The 19,170-nt window shown below is 31.7% G+C and carries 21 protein-coding genes; 1 reads left to right on the top strand and 20 read right to left on the bottom strand.

Annotated features, from left to right (window positions below; translation table 11 throughout):
- Window positions 1-27: 27 nt before the first annotated feature.
- The gene (locus tag CLCY_RS10515) at window positions 28-1,113 is read left to right on the top strand and encodes a CotS family spore coat protein (RefSeq protein WP_048571078.1); all 1,086 of its coding nucleotides are present in this window, start codon (window positions 28-30) and stop codon (window positions 1,111-1,113) included.
- Window positions 1,114-1,177: 64 nt separating this feature from the next.
- Here the strand turns inward: CLCY_RS10515 and ppdK are convergent, their stop codons facing one another.
- The 20 genes from ppdK to dnaJ form a co-directional block, all read right to left on the bottom strand.
- Window positions 1,178-3,811, bottom strand: a complete 2,634-nt coding sequence (gene ppdK / locus CLCY_RS10510; RefSeq protein WP_048571077.1) for a pyruvate, phosphate dikinase — start codon at window positions 3,809-3,811, stop codon at window positions 1,178-1,180.
- A 68-nt stretch (window positions 3,812-3,879) separates the two neighbouring features.
- Window positions 3,880-4,512, bottom strand: a complete 633-nt coding sequence (gene ccpN / locus CLCY_RS10505; RefSeq protein WP_200899980.1) for a transcriptional regulator CcpN — start codon at window positions 4,510-4,512, stop codon at window positions 3,880-3,882.
- Between the two features lie 251 nt (window positions 4,513-4,763).
- On the bottom strand, window positions 4,764-5,363 hold the full coding sequence (locus CLCY_RS10500) for a DUF4342 domain-containing protein (protein WP_053083314.1): 600 nt from the start codon (window positions 5,361-5,363) through the stop codon (window positions 4,764-4,766).
- A 22-nt stretch (window positions 5,364-5,385) separates the two neighbouring features.
- Window positions 5,386-6,123, bottom strand: coding sequence for a DNA repair protein RecO (gene recO, locus CLCY_RS10495; RefSeq protein WP_048571075.1), 738 nt, complete (start codon window positions 6,121-6,123; stop codon window positions 5,386-5,388).
- Window positions 6,124-6,144: 21 nt separating this feature from the next.
- Complete coding sequence (gene era / locus CLCY_RS10490) at window positions 6,145-7,035, bottom strand: GTPase Era (protein ID WP_048571074.1); 891 nt, start codon at window positions 7,033-7,035, stop codon at window positions 6,145-6,147.
- Between the two features lie 17 nt (window positions 7,036-7,052).
- On the bottom strand, window positions 7,053-7,442 hold the full coding sequence (cdd, locus tag CLCY_RS10485) for a cytidine deaminase (RefSeq protein WP_048571073.1): 390 nt from the start codon (window positions 7,440-7,442) through the stop codon (window positions 7,053-7,055).
- A gap of 132 nt (window positions 7,443-7,574) precedes the next feature.
- Window positions 7,575-8,270 carry a diacylglycerol kinase gene (locus tag CLCY_RS10480; RefSeq protein ID WP_048571072.1) on the bottom strand — a complete coding sequence of 232 codons (696 nt, stop codon included), beginning with the start codon at window positions 8,268-8,270 and terminating at the stop codon, window positions 7,575-7,577.
- Window positions 8,271-8,286: 16 nt separating this feature from the next.
- On the bottom strand, window positions 8,287-8,778 hold the full coding sequence (gene ybeY, locus CLCY_RS10475) for an rRNA maturation RNase YbeY (RefSeq protein WP_048571071.1): 492 nt from the start codon (window positions 8,776-8,778) through the stop codon (window positions 8,287-8,289).
- Window positions 8,779-8,892: 114 nt separating this feature from the next.
- A complete protein-coding gene (locus tag CLCY_RS10470) occupies window positions 8,893-9,879 on the bottom strand; it encodes a PhoH family protein (protein WP_048571070.1) in 987 nt (328 codons plus the stop codon).
- 20 nt (window positions 9,880-9,899) lie between these two features.
- Window positions 9,900-11,129 (bottom strand): sporulation protein YqfD, encoded by a 1,230-nt coding sequence (gene yqfD / locus CLCY_RS10465; protein ID WP_048571069.1) that lies wholly within the window; start codon window positions 11,127-11,129, stop codon window positions 9,900-9,902.
- Between the two features lie 24 nt (window positions 11,130-11,153).
- Entirely contained in the window at window positions 11,154-11,429 is a 276-nt protein-coding gene (gene yqfC / locus CLCY_RS10460; RefSeq protein WP_048571068.1) for a sporulation protein YqfC, read from the bottom strand.
- 107 nt (window positions 11,430-11,536) lie between these two features.
- Window positions 11,537-12,850: an NfeD family protein gene (locus tag CLCY_RS10455; protein WP_048571067.1), complete on the bottom strand. Its 1,314-nt coding sequence runs from the start codon at window positions 12,848-12,850 to the stop codon at window positions 11,537-11,539.
- Window positions 12,851-13,017: 167 nt separating this feature from the next.
- Window positions 13,018-13,467 (bottom strand): GatB/YqeY domain-containing protein, encoded by a 450-nt coding sequence (locus CLCY_RS10450; protein WP_048571066.1) that lies wholly within the window; start codon window positions 13,465-13,467, stop codon window positions 13,018-13,020.
- A gap of 19 nt (window positions 13,468-13,486) precedes the next feature.
- Entirely contained in the window at window positions 13,487-13,663 is a 177-nt protein-coding gene (gene rpsU, locus CLCY_RS10445) for a 30S ribosomal protein S21 (RefSeq protein ID WP_048571065.1), read from the bottom strand.
- Window positions 13,664-13,804: 141 nt separating this feature from the next.
- Entirely contained in the window at window positions 13,805-14,146 is a 342-nt protein-coding gene (locus tag CLCY_RS10440) for a histidine triad nucleotide-binding protein (RefSeq protein ID WP_048571064.1), read from the bottom strand.
- A gap of 64 nt (window positions 14,147-14,210) precedes the next feature.
- A complete protein-coding gene (mtaB, locus tag CLCY_RS10435) occupies window positions 14,211-15,503 on the bottom strand; it encodes a tRNA (N(6)-L-threonylcarbamoyladenosine(37)-C(2))-methylthiotransferase MtaB (RefSeq protein ID WP_048571063.1) in 1,293 nt (430 codons plus the stop codon).
- Entirely contained in the window at window positions 15,500-16,252 is a 753-nt protein-coding gene (locus CLCY_RS10430; protein WP_048571062.1) for a 16S rRNA (uracil(1498)-N(3))-methyltransferase, read from the bottom strand. Before CLCY_RS10430 ends, mtaB begins: the two co-directional genes overlap by 4 nt.
- 9 nt (window positions 16,253-16,261) lie before the next feature.
- On the bottom strand, window positions 16,262-17,203 hold the full coding sequence (gene prmA, locus CLCY_RS10425; RefSeq protein WP_048571061.1) for a 50S ribosomal protein L11 methyltransferase: 942 nt from the start codon (window positions 17,201-17,203) through the stop codon (window positions 16,262-16,264).
- 68 nt (window positions 17,204-17,271) lie between these two features.
- On the bottom strand, window positions 17,272-17,850 hold the full coding sequence (locus CLCY_RS10420; protein ID WP_048571060.1) for a nitroreductase family protein: 579 nt from the start codon (window positions 17,848-17,850) through the stop codon (window positions 17,272-17,274).
- Window positions 17,851-17,996: 146 nt separating this feature from the next.
- The gene (dnaJ, locus tag CLCY_RS10415) at window positions 17,997-19,142 is read right to left on the bottom strand and encodes a molecular chaperone DnaJ (protein ID WP_048571059.1); all 1,146 of its coding nucleotides are present in this window, start codon (window positions 19,140-19,142) and stop codon (window positions 17,997-17,999) included.
- Window positions 19,143-19,170 lie beyond the last annotated feature (28 nt).

Genomic DNA, 19,170 nt, shown 5'->3' with positions numbered 1-19,170 from the left:
TACTAGCACATTATTTGAGGTGATTAAATGAATATATTTACTAAAGCTCCTAATACAGAATTTATGTCACATGATGACTTAAATAAACATGTATTGTCACAATATAAAGTAAATGTCTATTCTATTGATAATATTAAATTCAAAGATACAGATAAGCAACGTGCTGTATATAGGATTAATACTGATAAAGGCGCCAAATGCTTAAAAAAAGTTTACTATGATAAACATACTCTCCTTTTCATTTACTCTACAATTGAGTGGCTTAATATGAAAGGTATAAGATGCCCAAGACTTATCCCCTCTAAAGAAGGTGTAAGGTTTGTTGAATATAATAACAATGTGTTTATTCTTACAGATTGGATAGACGGAAGAAAGTGTTCCTATGATAATCTAGAAGATATAATTCATGCTGCTGGTAATCTTGGAAACCTTCATAAATCATCCTTTGGTTTTACTCCTATAACAGATAGTTTTCTAAGGGTATCTTCAACAGATTATTATGATAGTTACAGTAAACATTTTAAGCAGCTCTCCTCCCTTTATGAAAAAGCAACTTTGAGTAAAGATAAATTCTCAAATGAATTTATAAGAAATTATGAATATAACTTAAATCATGCGCGCAAAAGCGTAAATATACTTTCATCTTTAAATTTTGATAAAAACTTTGGGGATAATGTAAGCACATTTTCAATTTGCCACCTAGATTATGTAAATAAAAATCTTATATTTTCTAATAATGGACTTTATATAATTGATTTTGATAATACAAAAATGGACTATCCTGTACATGATATAGTATATTTCTTAAAAAGAATACTTAGAAGAAAGCGTACATCATGGAGTTTTGAAATCTTCACAACCGCCATGAATTCATATGAAGAATTTAGGAAACTTAGCTATGGTGAGCACTTATTTATTTTAGCTGCACTTGAGTTCCCTCATAAGTTTTGGAAAATATCTAGAGATTATTATAAATATAATGGTGTAAATAACAAAGATTTTTTCCTTAAACAAATTAATAGTATATCCTCACAACAAAAAAGACACGAAGAGTTCTGCAGTGTATATAAATCATATATACAAGACAGATTTGGTAAATCAAAGTTAAATTAATTTATTAAGGCTGTTCAATTTTTAATAATTGAACAGCCTTTTTATAATCATTTAAATAGTAAAATTATCTAGGGTTCTTTACTTGAGCTTGTGCAGCTGCAAGTCTTGCTATTGGAACTCTAAATGGTGAACATGATACATATTGAAGACCTACTTCATGGCAGAATTCAACTGATGAAGGATCTCCTCCATGCTCTCCACAGATTCCAAGCTTAATGTCTGGTCTTGTTGTACGTCCAAGCTTTGCAGCCATATCTACAAGCTTACCAACACCTGTTTGATCAAGCTTTTGGAATGGATCAAAGTCAAATATCTTCTTATCATAGTAATCCTTTAGGAACTTAGCAGCATCATCTCTTGAGAATCCAAATGTCATTTGAGTAAGGTCATTTGTACCAAATGAGAAGAATTCAGCTTCTGTTGCTATTTCATCTGCAGTAAGTGCAGCTCTTGGAATTTCAATCATTGTACCAACTAGATACTTAAGCTCTGCTCCTTTTTCAGAAATAACAGCATCAGCAGTAGCTGTAACTACTTCCTTTACATACTTAAGCTCCTTAACTTCTCCTGCAAGTGGAATCATTATTTCAGGAACTATATTATAACCCTTTGAAGCGTTAACTTCTATAGCAGCTTCAATTATAGCTCTTGTTTGCATTTCTGCCATTTCTGGATAAGAAACTGCAAGTCTACATCCTCTATGTCCCATCATTGGGTTAAACTCGTGTAGTTCTTCAACTGTACTCTTAAGATCTTCAAAACTTAATCCCATTTGGTCAGCTAAAGATTTAATATCTTCTTCATGTTGTGGAAGGAATTCATGTAGTGGTGGATCTAGTAATCTTACAGTTACAGGAAGTCCCTTCATAGCTTCATATATCTCAACAAAATCACTTTTTTGCATTGGAAGAAGTTTAGTTAAAGCATTTCTTCTTTGCTCTTCATTTTTAGCAACTATCATTTGACGTACAACTGGTATTCTGTCTTCTTCAAAGAACATATGCTCAGTTCTACATAGTCCTATTCCTTCAGCTCCAAATCTTATTGCTTGTTCTGAATCTCTTCTATTATCAGCATTAGTTCTAACCTTAAGCTTTCTTATTTCATCAGCCCATGCCATAAATGTTCCAAAGTATCCTGTTATTTCAGGTTCTACTGTTTTAATTTCCGTAGCATAAACCTTACCAGTTTCACCATCAAGAGAAATAAAATCTCCCTCATTTATTCTAATATCTCCTACAGTGAAGAACTTGTCCCCTTCATTAATCTTAAGAGCCCCACATCCTGCAACGCAACACTTACCCATACCTCTTGCAACAACAGCAGCGTGAGATGTCATACCGCCTCTAGCAGTTAGTATACCTTCTGAAGCTATCATACCTTCAATATCTTCTGGTGAAGTTTCAGCTCTAACTAAAACAACCTTTTCACCTAGTGCTCTGTGGTTTTTAGCTTCTTCCGCAGTAAAGTATACTCTACCACAAGCCGCACCTGGAGATGCTGGAAGCCCTATTGCACATTCCTTTGACGCTTTAAGTTCATCAGTATCAAACATTGGATGTAAAAGCTGATCAAGTTGCTTAGGATCAACCTTTAATATAGCTTCTTCCTTAGTTATAAGACCTTCCTCTACAAGCTCAACCGCAATTTTAAGAGCTGCTGGAGCAGTTCTTTTTCCATTTCTAGTTTGTAGGAAGAAAAGTTTACCTTGCTCTATTGTAAATTCCATATCTTGCATGTCTTTATAATGAGTTTCTAGAGTGTTTGCAATCTTCATAAATTCGTCATAGCAAGCTGGCATAACATCCTTAAGTGTTTCTATATCCTTTGGAGTTCTAATCCCTGCAACAACGTCTTCTCCTTGAGCATTCATTAGATACTCACCAAAAATCTTATTTTCACCAGTAGCTGGATTTCTAGTAAAAGCAACTCCTGTTCCTGAAGTTTCTCCCATATTACCAAATACCATTTGTTGAACATTTACCGCTGTTCCCCATGAACTTGGAATGTCATGAAGCTTTCTATATATATTAGCTCTTGGATTATCCCATGAACGGAATACAGCCTTAACAGACTCTAATAATTGTACCTTTGGATCGCTTGGGAAATCATTACCCATTTCTTCACGATAAAATTTCTTATATCTAGCAACAACTTCCTTAAGATTTTCTGATGTAAGGTCAGTATCAAGCTGAGCTCCTACTTCATCTTTAACATCTTCCAAAATACTTTCAAAATTACTTTTATCAAGCTCCATAACAACGTCACTAAACATTTGGATAAATCTTCTATAGCTGTCATAAGCAAATCTTTCGTTTCCTGTAAGAGATGCAAGTCCTGCAACTGTCTCATCATTAAGACCAAGGTTTAGGATAGTATCCATCATACCTGGCATTGATGCTCTAGCTCCTGAACGAACAGAAACTAATAGTGGGTTTGCAGAGTCTCCTAGCTTCTTCCCAGTTATCTCTTCTAATTTAGCTAAATTGGAGAAAATTTCTTCTATTATACCTTCGTTAATCATTTTCCCATCTTCATAATACTTAGTACATGCTTCAGTAGTAACTGTAAATCCTTGTGGAACAGGTAGACCGATATTCGTCATTTCTGCAAGATTTGCACCCTTACCTCCTAAAAGATTCTTCATACTAGCGTTACCTTCACTAAATAAGTAAACGAATTTATTAGAATTACTCATAAATCAAAACCCCCTGTTTATATGTCAAATCTTGTATTATTAATATAAATTATCATTTTAAAAACTTTTTAACTTGAACCTAGCTTTACAAACAGTTTCGTAATGTTTGTCTTAGAAACCTTTCCTGTTATCTTAGCGTGTTCTTTTCCATCCTTGTCTACAACTTTCTCTACAACTGGTAAGCTGTCTACTTGATGCTCTATTATTTTCCTAGCTGCCTCATATGCTGTATCCTCATCTGATACTGTAATTATATTTGGCATTCTTGTCATTATAATTCCAACAGGAACCCGATGAATATCAGTATTTCCTAAAGCAACTTTAAGAAAATCTTTTCTTGAAACAGCTCCTGTTATATAACCATTATTCTCAATGAACATTGTTCCAGCATCATCTAGAAAAAGCTGAACAATTGCTTCATGAAGGTTTGTATCTTCATTAACAATAGTTGGACTTGACTTAATCTCTCCTACTGTTATTTCCTTTATATAATCATAAACTATGCTATTTCCTTTATTATTTGAGTAAAGATAACCAACCTTAGGTCTCGCCTCAAGTATCCCAGTCATAGTTAGTATTGCAAGATCAGGTCTTAAAGCAGCTCTTGTAACACTCAGCCTTTCTGCTAACTGTTCGCTTGTTATTGGTTGATGTTCCTTAACTAACTCGATTATTTCTTCTTGGCGCTTTGAAAGTTTGATATCAATCACCCTCTTTAAGTCTCTTTATTACGCATAAGCTTTATATTTGTTATACATTAATTATACAAATCAAGAGGCATATTTGCAACATATTTGTGCTAATTTAGGTATAAATAATATACTTTTTTTTATTTTGCTACATTAATTAAGCTTTATGCATATACATTTCTTTATTTTATGTAACATTTTTCATTAGATTTAAATTATTTTAGGAAATCAAAATATGATTCCCTAAAATAATTTAAGTTTATCTAATCTTCTTTATCTATCGTATTTGTTTTAATTTCAATCATCTTGTCATCGGCTTCATAGATAATATTACTACTTTTATCCATAGCAAGCTTTACAATTCTTTCTGTTTTATCTCTTGCTACTTCTGCTTTTTCCATAGCTTTTTTTGTAAGTTCTTCGAATGTATTTTTAAATCCACCTGACTTTTTCTTAATTATATTTGACAAAACCTCAATTTCTCCATTTGGTCTTTCTATCTCAATCTTTAGCTCAGCTATAATTGTAGTTACAGCACCAATTGCAAGAATTGGGGTATATAATAAAGATATGGCCCCAGCCGCTACTCCAGCTGTCACAGGTATATCTACTAATACTTTTTCACCTTTTTTAATTTTAATTCTATTTACATTACCCTTTTCAATAATGTTTTTTACAGTTTCAAGCAAATCATTTCCCTTTTCAGTAAAAACCTCACTAAAGCCTTTTTTATTTTGTTCCATGTATATAAGAGTTTCAACTAAATCCCCTTTGTTATCTTCTAAAGCTTTTTTTGCCTCTTCATAGCTTACACCAAATCTTTGTCTTATAATGTCTATTTTCTCTAAAGTAGCTTCTTCCATTAAAATCAACTCCTTTATTTTTTCAAGAAAGTACCTTTAGAAGCTGTAAGCTTTTAAATTCTCTTTCTATGTAATTCCTTATATAGAAGCTTATCATATTCTGTATATTCATTACTAGAACACTACTAACATTTAGGTTATGCAAATCTTCTAATTTTATGTTCTTTAAAGTTTGCAACAAATTTAGTTCCTGAGCTGTAAGAGTAAGTTCTTTAGTATCAACGCATTTTTTGCACAATATTCCCCCAGAGGCAGCAGAAAATACATATGGTCCATTAGAATCCCCACAATTTACACATCTAAAAACTTGAGGCATATAGCCTGCTAGTGAAATAGCCTTAAAATCAAATGTTACTCGCAAAAGTGGTAATAATGATATATCCCCATGTAATAATATATAAAGAGTCTTTAAAGTTAGTGCTAAAAGGTGTACATTTTTCATATCTTTTTCAATCAAGTTATCTATAAGTTCTAAAAAATAACTACCATATGCTACTTTATCTAAATTTAATATTATACCTTGAAAAGATTCTAAAATATTGCTCTCTTTTAACGTATGTAGATTTTTACCTGTTGTCAATACATATTCTCCATAACAAAACATTTGAACAGATGCCATAAATCTACTTTTAGGTTTTCTACATCCATTTGCAACTATATCAATTTTTCCAAGCTTATCAGAAAGAAGTGTGATAATCTTGTCACTATCATTTATATTTCTAGCACTAATTACTACTCCTTGAACCTTTACAAATGACAATTAGGCACCTCCTTAAAATTGTTACTTTTGGTATCCTAATGTTTTAAGTGTTGCAACACTATCTCTCCAGTCTTTCTTAACCTTAACCCAAAGTTCTAAAAATACTTTAGCATCTACAAATTTCTCTATATCTTTTCTAGACTTTTCTCCTATTTGTTTTATCATTGTTCCTGCTTTTCCTATTATTATTGACTTATGAGAATCCTTTTCACAATATATAGTAGCATTAATATGATACAAATCCTTTTTATCGTCTTTTTTCATAATCATAACTTCAACAGCAGTTCCGTGTGGAACCTCATCCTTTAGGCTATGTAGCATTTTTTCTCTTATAATTTCCGCTACTATGAATCTCTCCGGTTGATCTGTTATCATATCCTCCGGATAATACATAGGACCTGTAGGCAGTTTATCAACTATAAGTCCTAGTAAAGTATCTACATTTTTGTCCTTCATTGCAGATATTGGAATAACATGTTCAAATTCATACTCATCTGTATAACTTTTTATAGTTTGTGCTATTTGAGTATGATTAACAGTATCTACCTTATTAATAACTAAAAAAACAGAAGATCTTGCTCTTTTAAGTTGCTCTAATATGTATCTATCCCCTGGTCCTATTTTCTTTTCAGGTGTAGTTAGAAAAAGTACCACATCAACTTCATTCAATGTATTTTCTGCTACATTAACCATGTATTCTCCTAGCTTATGTCTAGGTTTATGAATTCCTGGCGTGTCTACAAATACTATTTGGTAATCATCTTTTGTTAAAATAGTTTGTATCTTATTTCTTGTTGTTTGTGGCTTATTTGATATAATTGAAAGTTTTTCTCCAACAATATTATTCATTAGTGTAGATTTTCCTACGTTTGGTCTTCCAACTATTGTTACGAATCCTGATTTAAAGCTCATTTATTTCTCCTTTCAAACTACAAGTCTTCACTTGTAAATGCTAAAGGTAATAATTCCCTTAGTCTTTTTGTAGTATATTCTCCATTTTTATTTGCCATTATAACTTCCATATCAAGTGAAAATTCTGAAATAACCTGCCTACAAATACCACAGGGAGCAGTATAATTTTTCGAATCACTTATAATAGCTATCTTAGTAAATTTTTTATATCCTTCTGAAATAGCTTTAAAAAGTGCTGTTCTTTCTGCACAGTTTGTTCCCCCGAATGATGCATTCTCAATGTTACATCCTGTAAAAACTTCCCCAGTATCCGTAAGCAAAGCTGCTCCTACTTTGAAGTTTGAGTATGGTGAATAGGAATTTTCCATAGCCTTCTTAGCTTCATTAATTAGGAATTTATTATCCAATAACCTCACCCTCCAATATATTTAAGTATTTTACTTATTATTTGACTAAGTTATAAAGTTATACTTTTTTAGTTTAACATATATTATATCATTATTTTTTTGATTTTTAAAAAAAGTTCTCAAAATGAGAACTTAAAAAAGTTTAAATATTAAAATAGTAATTAACGTACCATATATACCCCCAATTATAGTTTGATAAATTGTATGTACCTTAGCTTCTACCCTACTTTGAGCAACCAACAAAGCTAAAAAATAACAAAGTGTAATTATAAGCATGTCCTGAGTAAGAAGAGATATAGCTGTAGCAGAACCAAATGATAATGCACTGTGTCCACTTGGCATTCCACCTTTAAGTGGAGTTCCCTCTCCATATATTGCTTTAACCACTACAGTTACGATTGTTACAATTAGAAGACAAATAAAAACAACAGTTGTATCTGATTGCTTAATCTTTATAAGCACTGTATTTGTAATAGGTTTTAATTTATCAAAAAAAAGCAGATACCCTACAGCCATTGCATTAATGGCAGAAATCAAAACTGCACCTGCTGCAACATTCTTAGAAATTTTAGCAAGCGGATGATAATAATTGGCAGTAACATCTATCGCTGCCTCTATAGCGGTATTAATTAACTCTAAAACAACTACAAGTGTTATTGTAAGGAATAAAATTAACATCTCTATCTTTGAGAAATCAAAAAAGAGACTAAATATAAGAATAAGTGTTGCAGTAACTAAATGAATTTTCATATTTCTTTGGGTTCTTACTGCGTAAATTATCCCTTCTATTGCGTAATTAAAACTGTCTATAGTCTTTTTTATTTTCACTTATACCACCTTCTATCTATCTATTATAAGAAAGGCTATTAAGTATTTTTTCTTCCTTTTCTCTCATTATCTTCCTTTCATCCTCTACTTCATGATCATGACCTAAAAGATGAAGCACTGAGTGAACTGTAAGAAAAGCCACTTCCCTACTAAAGCTGTGTCCATATTCTAAGGATTGTTCTCTAGCTCTTTCAAGTGATAAAACAATGTCTCCAAGAGTTATCTTTCCATCTGGATCAATATCTATTTTGTTAAACTCATAATTCGAGGTATAGTACACTCCATTATACTCTATCATAGGAAATGATAATACATCTGTAGACCTATCTATTCCTCTAAACTCTCTGTTAATATCTCTAATTTCTTCATTATCAACTAAACTAACACTTATTTCATAGTCTAATTTAAATTGCTCTATTAAAAGAGATTCTTTTATAACCTTTTCTATTAAACTTTCCATATTGTTATCAAAGTTTTCCTTATCTTGTCTATTATCAAATAAAATCATTAATTATCTCCTTTGGTATGCTTTTCTTCTTTATTTTAATGCTTTTAATCCCTTTACACAAGACAGTGACTATAAGAAAATACGGTATAAACTAAAGTCTATACCGCAACTCTTTTATTCTTCACTACTTTCTTTTTCTTCTTTTTTACTCTCTCTATCTTTATCCCATTTTTCATATGCTTTTATTATTTGCATAACTAACTTATGTCTTACAACATCTTTATGTGAAAAATAAACCATCTCTATTCCCTCTACGTCTTTTAGAACCTTTGTTACCTGCTTTAGCCCTGAAAGTTTTCCCTGACCCAAGTCTACCTGTGTAATATCACCGGTTACAACAATTCTTGATCCATAACCAAATCTAGTTAAAAACATCTTCATTTGCTCAGGTGTTGTATTTTGGGCTTCATCTAGTATTATAAAACTATCATCAAGTGTTCTTCCTCTCATATAAGCTAGAGGCGCAACTTCTATTATTCCTGATTCCATATATTTTTGGAATGTTTCAGGACCTAAAGTATCATAAAGAGCATCATATAAAGGTCTTAGGTATGGATCTATTTTCTCTTGAAGGTCTCCTGGTAAAAATCCTAATCTTTCCCCAGCTTCAACTGCAGGTCTTGTTAAGATAATCTTTCCTACCTTTCTTTCCTTTAACATTTTAACTGCCATTGCAATAGCAAGGTATGTTTTTCCTGTCCCAGCAGGTCCAATACCAAACACAACATCGTGTTTATTTATTGCTTCTATATAATTTTGTTGCCCTATAGTTTTACACTTTATATATTTTCCTCTTGGGGTTACAAGTATAACATCCTTAAGTATCTTGTCTATAGCACCTTCATTTTCTTCCATTATAAGACTTATAATGTAGTTTACTGTATGTAGGTTAATTGCCTCTCCTCTTTTCACAATATCTAAAAGTTTCAAAATACATTTTGATGCAAGATCTACTCCTGATGTTCCTGTAATCTTTATTTCACTTTCTCTATTAACTACTGTAACATTAAATGTTTGCTCTATTATTTTAATGTTCTCATCGAATTTACCAAATATATTAATCACATCTTCAACTTTTTCAATTTGAATTCTACTTTCCATTATTCAGATGACCCTCCATTCTATTCTGGTTGTATTTTCTTTGCTTCTTCCTTTTCCTGTTCCTCTTTTATAACCCCAGGAGAAATATCTTTTCCTTCCCCTATCTTTTCCTCTACAATAAAAATTATTTTAAGTTTTATACCATTCTCTGATATCTCTTTACTTTCTTGTTTATCTACAATTAATCCTTCTTTTGGAATCACTTTTTTAGCTTTAGAATCTATTTTTTCTATTAATATTTTTATAGCTTCATCTTCACTTATTTTTCTTTCTGTTATAATTTTCTCTTTATAAATCTCTGAGACCTTCTCAATTGGTAATCTATATCCCATAATTTCGTAATTTTTAGTGTCTTGTATTTTATTATATTGTGGATATTTATTCTTATATTTAAATGCTAATGTTTTGTTAAATAGATTAAAATATGTACGCTTTGTTTCTCTCCCGGTAAACTTTTCTTCTTTATGATTAAGATCTACATTCTCTTCTATTTCATACCAAGTCTTAGCTATAACCTCACCGGTAGATTCAGCCACTCTAATAGGTACACCTTCCGCATCTCTTACTATACCTGAAATGAGAGTATCCCCTTTTTTAACATAATCTCCAATTGTAACTACACTCTGACCTTTAAGTGCTGTTATTTTACTTATAACACCTTCCTTAGTTGAAATTATATCTCTTGGAGTTTCAATTAAGTCCATTTCAGGAGGCATTGTTCTTTCAACTACATTTACTATAGCCTTAGTACCAATAAACTTTATAGTTACAACTGACACCTCTTTTAAATCTTTAAGAACCTTAGCCTCTATATCCCTTAACTTAATTCCAAACTTTAATTTTCCATAATTTATTCCATGCTTTTCTAAAGACTCAATAATTACTTTGTTATCAACTTTCTTATTCCCTTGTATCTCTATTCTTAGTATCATACTAGAGAACACAAATATAAGTATTAAAAATAAATTTACTCCTATAATAAAAAACTTTCTTCTATTTATTTTATTTAAAATAAAATTCATTCCATTTTTCTTGGTTACCTTTGTTCTTGAGCCTGTTTTTCTAACTATTCTTTTTAAAAGTTTATATTGATCCTGAAACATAGTAAATGAAATTGTGGTAAAATCTTCTCTACAAACATTCCACATTCTTATTTTACCCTTTGTAGCCATATTTATAAATCTTTCAATTTCTAAAGACTCTACTTTTACTTTTATTTCTCCCCTTATAAAATCTTTGAAGTTACCCATATCCACCACCTGTATTGATTGTTACTACTTTATAAACCCTAATGAATCTATTTTCCCTAATATATATATATCATCTTCACTTATGTCTTTAATTTGAAATCCTTCCCCTTTAATAAGTATTTCTCCCAAAGAAGATTTTAGCTTTACCACATCCGCGGTATATTCAATAATCCCCCCATGATTTTCAATTAAAACTTCTTTATCTCCTAGAATTTTAATATTTGGCATATTTAAAACTATATCCTTTGGAAGAGATAGTTTTTCAGTAACTTTTTCTTTTACACTTGATTTTTTTACCATTAGATCACCCTTTAATAAAGTTATAGTAAATAATATGCAATTAATATAGGTAAAATAACGCAAAAGGTCTCATAATTTAAAACTTATGAAACCTTTTTATATTTACATTATTTATTAAATTTTTTTACTATGATTTTGTTACCTTCTATTTTATCAACTTTAATTTGTGTTCCTTCTTTAATGAAATCTCCATTAGTTTGTACATCTATAGTATTTCCATCAATAATAGCAATTCCTGAAGGTCTTAGCATTGAACTTGCTACACCTTCTTTACCAAGAAGTTTTTCAGCTTTTTTTATGTCATAGGATATAAAATCCTTAGCTTCTTGGTTAGACTTTAAAATAACCTTTGAAAACAGACCTCGTTTAAAACCATATTTTATAATCACATAAATTCCAATACCAGCTACTAACCAACTGCATATCATAACAAATAGCCCTATTTTCATTGTTTCCGCAGACATTACTATAGAAATAGAAATTAACATAAGTCCACCAATTCCTGCAGCTCCAAATCCAGGAATACCAAGTTCTATAAGAATCAAAATTATTCCAAGTACAAATATTCCAAGTGACCACCATGTTGAATTACCTGCAAATATATTTCCTAAAAAATACACTCCAATACTCGTTGCTCCGAGTGTTCCTAATATACCAAACGAAGGAATAAACATCTCAGCAATTAATGCTATTATTCCTAGTAAAAGAAGAAGTATTGATACATACTGATTAGATATAATTTCCGATAAGGTTACTTTAAAATCCTTTTCGGCTACTATAATTTTATCCCCTCTATACTCTACTTTTTTAGCAACTTCTGTTATATTACTTGCTATACCATCTGCAAATTTTAACTTTATAGCATCATTTGATGTCATATTAAGAAGAGTCCCTTTCCCCTTTATTCCGGGGATTTCTATATTATAATCCGCCGTTGCCTTAGCAATGCTACCTGGCTTTCCCTTAGATTCAGCCTGTGCCTTTAACATAGCACTCCAAGCAGAATTACTTTTTTCATCAAATGGAACTACTGATGCAGATCCAATAGTTGCATCCTTTGTCATGAATATCTTATCTCCTAAAAGTGCAATCATAACCCCTGCAGATTCCGCCTTATTATTAATAAAACTATAAAACTTAAATTTCGAATTATACTTTTTTACTGTTTCTTGTAAGTTCAAAGTTGAATTAATCTTTCCACCTAGTGTATTAATGTCAAGTACAATAATATCTATATTAAGATCTTCTGCTTTTTTTAATTGGTTTGATACAAAGGTTTCAACCGATGGCCCAATATCACCTTTTATCGGTATAACATATACACCTTTATCTGAGGCAGCAGCAAAAGATTCTTTTATGCCAAACATTGTAAAAATAATTGTAATTAGAATTAAAGAAAATAGTATGCTTCTTTTTTTCATACCTTAAATCACCTCTATTTCTAATTTTACCATAGTTTAATATGGTTGTATATGAACCATATAACCATTTAAACACCTTTAACTACATACAAGAAGTTTAGTGCTACTAGGTTATCCTATAAATTAAAAATAACCTGTAGTAAACTACAGGTTATTAATCATAATGCCTATTTTGATAGACAATTTTTTACTATTTGACTTACAAGCTTTCCATCGGCTCTACCTTTAGTCTTAGGATTAACTATTGACATTACTTTGCCCATATCCTTCATGTCTTTAGCATCCACATCTTTCACAGCATTAGTAACTATTTCAGTTATTTCATTTTCAGTTAATTGCTGAGGAAGGTATCCAAGCAAAATTTCAATTTCTTGATTAGTCGAGTTGACTAAATCTTGCCTGTTTCCTTTTTCAAACTCAATAATTGCATCCCTTCTCATCTTAACTTCTTTAGATAGAACAGTTATTATCTGTTCATCGTCAAGACTTGAGCCTTTGTTGTTCTTTTCTTCATTTAAAATTGCTGCTTTAGCCATGTTTAAAACTGATGCCTTAAAAGACTCTCTAGCTTTAAGGGCAGCCTTCCAATCGTTTTGTAATTCATCTTTGAGTGACATTCTCACCCTTCTTTCCTAATTACTTAAACTTTCTCTTTCTTGCAGCCTCTGATTTCTTTTTACGTCTTACGCTTGGCTTATCGTAATGTTCTCTTTTTCTAACTTCCGCAAGAACTCCTGCTCTCGCACACTTCTTTTTGAATCTACGAAGAGCACTTTCTAGTGATTCATTTTCACCAACTTTGATTTCTGACATCTGATCTCCCTCCCTCCGCTAAGCAAAATAAATGCTAATTATTTGATGCTGTGAAAAAAAGCTCATAAATAGCACATATACTATTATATATTAGACCTGCAAATATTGTCAATGAATAATACAGGAAGATTCACTTAAATTTTAGCCTGGTGGCCATTGAAGACTTCTTCCTCCTAATAAGTGAAAATGAATATGATGAACTGTTTGTCCCCCATCTTCACCACAATTATTAACTATTCTAAATCCTGTTTTATCAATACCAAGGTCCCTTGCTATTTTATTTGCAACAGTAAATATATGTCCAATAAGTGATGAATTTTTTTCATCTACCTCAAGTGCTGAAGAAATATGCTCCTTTGGTATTATAAGTACATGAGTAGGGGCAGCTGGACTAATATCATTAAAAGCATATACTTTATCATCTTCATATACCTTTGCTGATGGTATTTCCCCTTGAACTATTTTACAAAATATACAATCCATATGTCTCACCTCCTAGCAAAAGTTATTTAAACAAATCCTATCAAATAAGATAAGAGATAATTTACTAGATTAATTCTCCAATTATACCATCACCACTAATATTATTTAATCTACATGACAATATCTTTCCTGTTAATCTGGTATCTGATGATATAATAATCTTTATATAATTTTCGGTATAACCCATAAAAATTCCTTCTTTTTCCTCTTCGAATAATACTTTCATTTCTCTACCTAAATATTTTTCCATAAACTCAACCATACACTTCTCATCAAGTTCAGTTAGGATCTTACTTCTCTCTTCCTTCTTTTTAGGATCTACCTTACCACTAAGCATTGCTGCTTTAGTTCCTTTTCTCTCACTGTATTTGAATATGTGCATTTTAGATAGCTTAATTTCAGATAAGAATTTATATGTTGCTTCAAATTCTTCATCTGTTTCTCCAGGAAATCCCACTATTATATCTGTTGTAATAGCGGCATCTTCAAATGTATCTCTTATTCTGTCTACAACTTCCCTATATTCATCTGCAGTATATCTTCTATTCATTCTTTTTAACGTTTCATCACATCCACTTTGAAGGGAAAGGTGAAAATGCGGGCAAAAGCTTTTAACTGCTTTTAGTCTCTCAAGAACGCCTTCCGAGAAAAACATTGGTTCAATAGAACCTATTCTAATCCTTTCAAGTCCCTCTATCTTAGATAGAATTTCTACAACATCAACAAGATTTTCTGAACCTAGGTCTTTTCCATATGAAGATATATGAATACCTGAAAGTATCACTTCTTTGAATCCATTTTCAACAAGACCTTTAACTTGGTTTTCAATACTATCAATATCCCTACTTCTTACAGGACCTCTTGCGTATGGAATTAAACAATATGAACAATATCTATCACAACCATCTTGTATCTTTAAAAATGCACGTGTTTTATCATGATATTCATCAATTTCCATTTCTTCAAATTCTCTTACTGACATTATGTTATTAACATAATTTTTCTTTTCACTGGATAACTTATATTCATTTACAAAATCAACTATTTTTGATTTATCTGATGTTCCAACAACAATGTCAACTTCCTCTATTTCAGCTATTTCCTCCGGTGAAACCTGAGCATAACAACCCGCTGCTACAACAATAGCTTCTGGATTGATTTTCTTTGCTTTTCTAAGCATTTTACGAGACTTTTTGTCTCCTATATTTGTAACTGTACATGTATTTATAACATAAACATCTGCAAAATCTTCAAAGTCTACTACCTCATACCCGTTTTTAGTAAAACTTTCTGTTATTGCCTCTGTTTCATAAACATTCACTCTACAGCCAAGAGTATATAGGGCTACTTTTTTCATCTAATTCCTCCCATGTCTCCTAACTCATATAGTATTATAGTAGATGCAACAAATCCGGCTGTTTCTGTTCTGAGTATTCTAGGCCCTAGAGTTACAGGGTATACCCCTTTTTCTTTAGCATACTCTACTTCCTCTTCTTCAAATCCGCCTTCTGGACCAATAAATATAGCAATATTTTTAGCTTCAGACCCTTTTTCAGTTAGAATCCTTTTAAGCCCGACTCCTTCTTGATTTTCATATGGCATTACTGCTAAATCAAACTCATCTAAACTATCAATTGCATCCTTAAAACTAACAGGCTCTGATATATCTAAAATAACACCTCTACCACTTTGCTTTGCAGCTTCCTTTGATATTTTATTCCATCTCTCTATCTTATTAGAAATATCTCTAGCTTCCGTTTTTACAACTACCCTATTAGTAATTACTGCCCTAACTTCTGAAATTCCTATTTCAACTCCCTTTTGAACAATTAGGTCCATTTTCTGTGACTTTGGAAGTCCTTGAAATAGTGTAATTTTTATAGGGCTTTCTGTTGCGTTTTCGAATTTTTCTATAATCCTACATGAGACTTCTTTTTTATCTATTGTGTTAATTGAACAAATATACTCAACTCCAGATCCATCTGATATGTTAATTGTTTCATTTAGCTTTAATCTTAAAACCTTACCTATATGCTTAACATCATCACCTGTTATAAGTATATTATCATCATTTATGTTTTCCTTTGGTACGAAAAACTTATGCATAATCTCTCCTTACATTGGCTTAGCAGCGATTGCTACCCATTCTCCCTTTTCAGTTATCTCAATTACTTTAAATCCTTCTTTGTCTAATGCATTTAATACATCTTCTTTTCTTTCTCTAATTATACCTGATGTTATAAAGTATCCATCCTTATCAATAAAAGGCTTAATTATACTAGTTAAATAAACAACAACCTCAGCAATTATATTAGCAACCACTATATTTGCCTTTCCTTCTATAACATCAACAAGGTCTCCGTGTAATACTTCCACATTACTTATCTTATTAAAAGCTACGTTTTCCTTGGCTGAAGCTACCGCAACTTCATCAAGGTCAACACCTACTACTTCCTTTGCTCCAAGCTTTGATGAAACAATTGATAAAATTCCAGAACCTGTTCCTATATCAAAAACTCTATCACTTTCAGTTATATATTTCTCTAAAAGTTCAACACACATTGAAGTTGTTTCATGTGTTCCTGTTCCAAAGGCCATTCCTGGATCAAGTTCTACAACAAGGTCTGTCTCTTTAACTTCAACATCTTCCCAAATAGGTTTAATTAGTATTTTATTTCCTATTCTCAATGGTTTGTAGTACTTTTTCCATGATGTCGCCCAATCTTCTTCAAAAACATCACTTGTTGTAACAATTCCTCTTCCTACATCTATCCCCATTTCCTTGATTAGATCAATTTTTTCTTCTATATACTTAATAATTTCATCAATTTTTTCGTTCTCATTAAAATATCCCTTAACTACAGCAGCATCTGCACCAAATTCAAATATATTTACATCTGCAAAATCCCAACTTAATTTATCCTTTTGCTTAATATTTATATCTTCAGGGTCCTCAATGGCTACACCTTTAACATCCAATCCATAAAAAATACCTGAAATAGGTTCAATTGCTTCACTTTTAGTTATAACCTTTACTTCAAACCATTTACCGTCCAAAATATCATCTCCTTATGAGTCTACAAATTCTATATTATTATACATTAATTAAACTGTTTAAAAAAGTATTATTCTTCCCCTTTACGGAACTTGCCAATATGTAAAATTTCACTTAAATCCATTCTTTCTGATGGAACTTCTTTAACCCTTAAATCCTCAGGAAGAATATTAACATCTCCTTGTTTTCCCATAGCAACCAAGGTTACTATGTCATAATTATATGGTACATTTAATACTCTTCTGGCCCTTGTCATATTAAATCCACCTATTCCTCTTGTTATAAGTCCTCTACTTTGAGCCTCAATAGTTAAGTATCCCCATGAAGCACCTACATCAAACATATGCCAATAGTTTTCACGAGTATTATGCTTAAATCTTCTCTTAGATAAAAATGCAATAAGTACAGGTGCATTATCTGCCCAAACTCTATTACTTTTATCAATTAAATCCCTCATAACCTTTAGATCTTCTTCTTCAAAGGCAATAATGTATCTCCAAGGCTGCTCATTATAGCATGAAGGTGCAAGCCTTGCAGCTTCAAGCACTCCATAAATGTCGTCAATGTTCACCTTTTCATTACTAAAGGCTCTTGGAGACCATCTTCTTTGTATTTCATCTAAAACATTATATTTTACATCTCTACACAATAAAATCACTTCCTAGTCCTATTATTCATTAATAATATTCTAACATAAAAAAACACTTATTTTTACATAATATAAAATTGAACAAAATGATAAAGCCCTACATAAAAATTCTAAAATCTTCACATAGGACTTTATATTAACTACTTTTACTCATTTTCTTTCTTAGTGTTAAAAGCACCCTTTATTTTATCCTTTAGGGATTTTTTCGTGTCCACCAATTCTCCAAATTCATCAGCAAGCTTCTCTAAAAGTTCCCTTTGCTTTTCAGTAAGCTTTGTTGGAATTTCAACTCTTACTTCAGCATAAAGATCCCCCTTGCCAGTGCCTCTAACACTTTGGATTCCGTCGCCTTTTAACTTAATAATCTTACCATTTTGAGTTCCAGGCTCTATTTTATGCTTTTTATCACCTGTAAGTGTCGGTATCTCAACCTCTCCACCAAGTGATGCTTTAACAATTGATATTGGTAAATCACAGAATATATCTGTTCCTCTTCTTTTAAATATTGAGTGATTTCTCACCTTGATATTTATATAAAGGTCCCCTGATGGTCCACCATTATATCCTGGTTCACCTTGTCCTCTTAAAGGAATAGTGTTACCATTATCAACACCTGCAGGTATATTAATACTAACAACCTTACTCTTTCTAATTCTTCCAGTTCCTCTACAATGACTACATGGACTTTCTATCTTCTTTCCTTCTCCTCCACAAGCATCACATGTTGTAACACTTACAAAGCTTCCAAAAGGAGTATTTTTTTGAACCTGTACTTGTCCTGAACCATTACATTTCGAACATGTTTTAGGAGAAGTTCCCTTAGCAGCTCCTGACCCTGAACATTCCTCACATTTTTCATTTCTATTTATCTCAATTTCTTTTTTAACTCCGAAAGCTGCTTCTTCAAATGTAAGTAAAATAGTAGTTTCAAGATCATTTCCTCTTCTTGGACCATTTTTTGTTCTTCTAGAACTTGATCCTCCAAACATATCAAATATATCACCAAATATGTCACCAAAGCCTCCAAAGCCTTCATAGCCACCGCTAAATCCACCAAATCCTGATCCATCAAAATCCGCTGTACCAAATTGATCATATCTAGCCTTCTTTTCAGGATCTGATAGAACTTGGTAGGCTTCATTTACTTCTTTAAACTTGTCCTCAGCTTCTTTATTACCTTGGTTTTTATCTGGATGATACTTTATCGCCATTTTTCTAAAAGCTTTTTTTATTTCATCTTCACTAGCACCTTTTTCAAGTCCTAACACAGCATAATAGTCATTAGTTGCCATATGTTCACCATCCCTTACATTAAGTAAG

The sequence above is a fragment of the Clostridium cylindrosporum DSM 605 genome, assembly GCF_001047375.1.
Taxonomy (GTDB): Bacteria; Bacillota; Clostridia; order Clostridiales; family Caloramatoraceae; genus Clostridium_AB; species Clostridium_AB cylindrosporum.
Note: the sequence above shows the minus strand (reverse complement) of the source record. Positions and strands in the feature narration are given on the sequence as shown.

Bases quoted from the DNA above. Each gene is read 5' to 3' on its own strand.
- CLCY_RS10455 (WP_048571067.1), bottom strand. From the start codon at position 12,850: ATGAAAAAAAGAAGCATACTATTTTCTTTAATTCTAATTACAATTATT.
- CLCY_RS10470 (WP_048571070.1), bottom strand. From the start codon at position 9,879: ATGGAAAGTAGAATTCAAATTGAAAAAGTTGAAGATGTGATTAATATA.
- rpsU (WP_048571065.1), bottom strand. From the start codon at position 13,663: ATGTCAGAAATCAAAGTTGGTGAAAATGAATCACTAGAAAGTGCTCTT.
- ybeY (WP_048571071.1), bottom strand. From the start codon at position 8,778: ATGATTTTATTTGATAATAGACAAGATAAGGAAAACTTTGATAACAAT.
- mtaB (WP_048571063.1), bottom strand. From the start codon at position 15,503: ATGAAAAAAGTAGCCCTATATACTCTTGGCTGTAGAGTGAATGTTTAT.
- CLCY_RS10515 (WP_048571078.1), top strand. From the start codon at position 28: ATGAATATATTTACTAAAGCTCCTAATACAGAATTTATGTCACATGAT.
- yqfD (WP_048571069.1), bottom strand. From the start codon at position 11,129: ATGGGTAACTTCAAAGATTTTATAAGGGGAGAAATAAAAGTAAAAGTA.
- CLCY_RS10450 (WP_048571066.1), bottom strand. From the start codon at position 13,467: ATGTCACTCAAAGATGAATTACAAAACGATTGGAAGGCTGCCCTTAAA.
- CLCY_RS10440 (WP_048571064.1), bottom strand. From the start codon at position 14,146: ATGGATTGTATATTTTGTAAAATAGTTCAAGGGGAAATACCATCAGCA.
- yqfC (WP_048571068.1), bottom strand. From the start codon at position 11,429: ATGGTAAAAAAATCAAGTGTAAAAGAAAAAGTTACTGAAAAACTATCT.
- dnaJ (WP_048571059.1), bottom strand. From the start codon at position 19,142: ATGGCAACTAATGACTATTATGCTGTGTTAGGACTTGAAAAAGGTGCT.
- CLCY_RS10430 (WP_048571062.1), bottom strand. From the start codon at position 16,252: ATGCATAAGTTTTTCGTACCAAAGGAAAACATAAATGATGATAATATA.
- ppdK (WP_048571077.1), bottom strand. From the start codon at position 3,811: ATGAGTAATTCTAATAAATTCGTTTACTTATTTAGTGAAGGTAACGCT.
- era (WP_048571074.1), bottom strand. From the start codon at position 7,035: ATGAGCTTTAAATCAGGATTCGTAACAATAGTTGGAAGACCAAACGTA.
- CLCY_RS10500 (WP_053083314.1), bottom strand. From the start codon at position 5,363: ATGGAAGAAGCTACTTTAGAGAAAATAGACATTATAAGACAAAGATTT.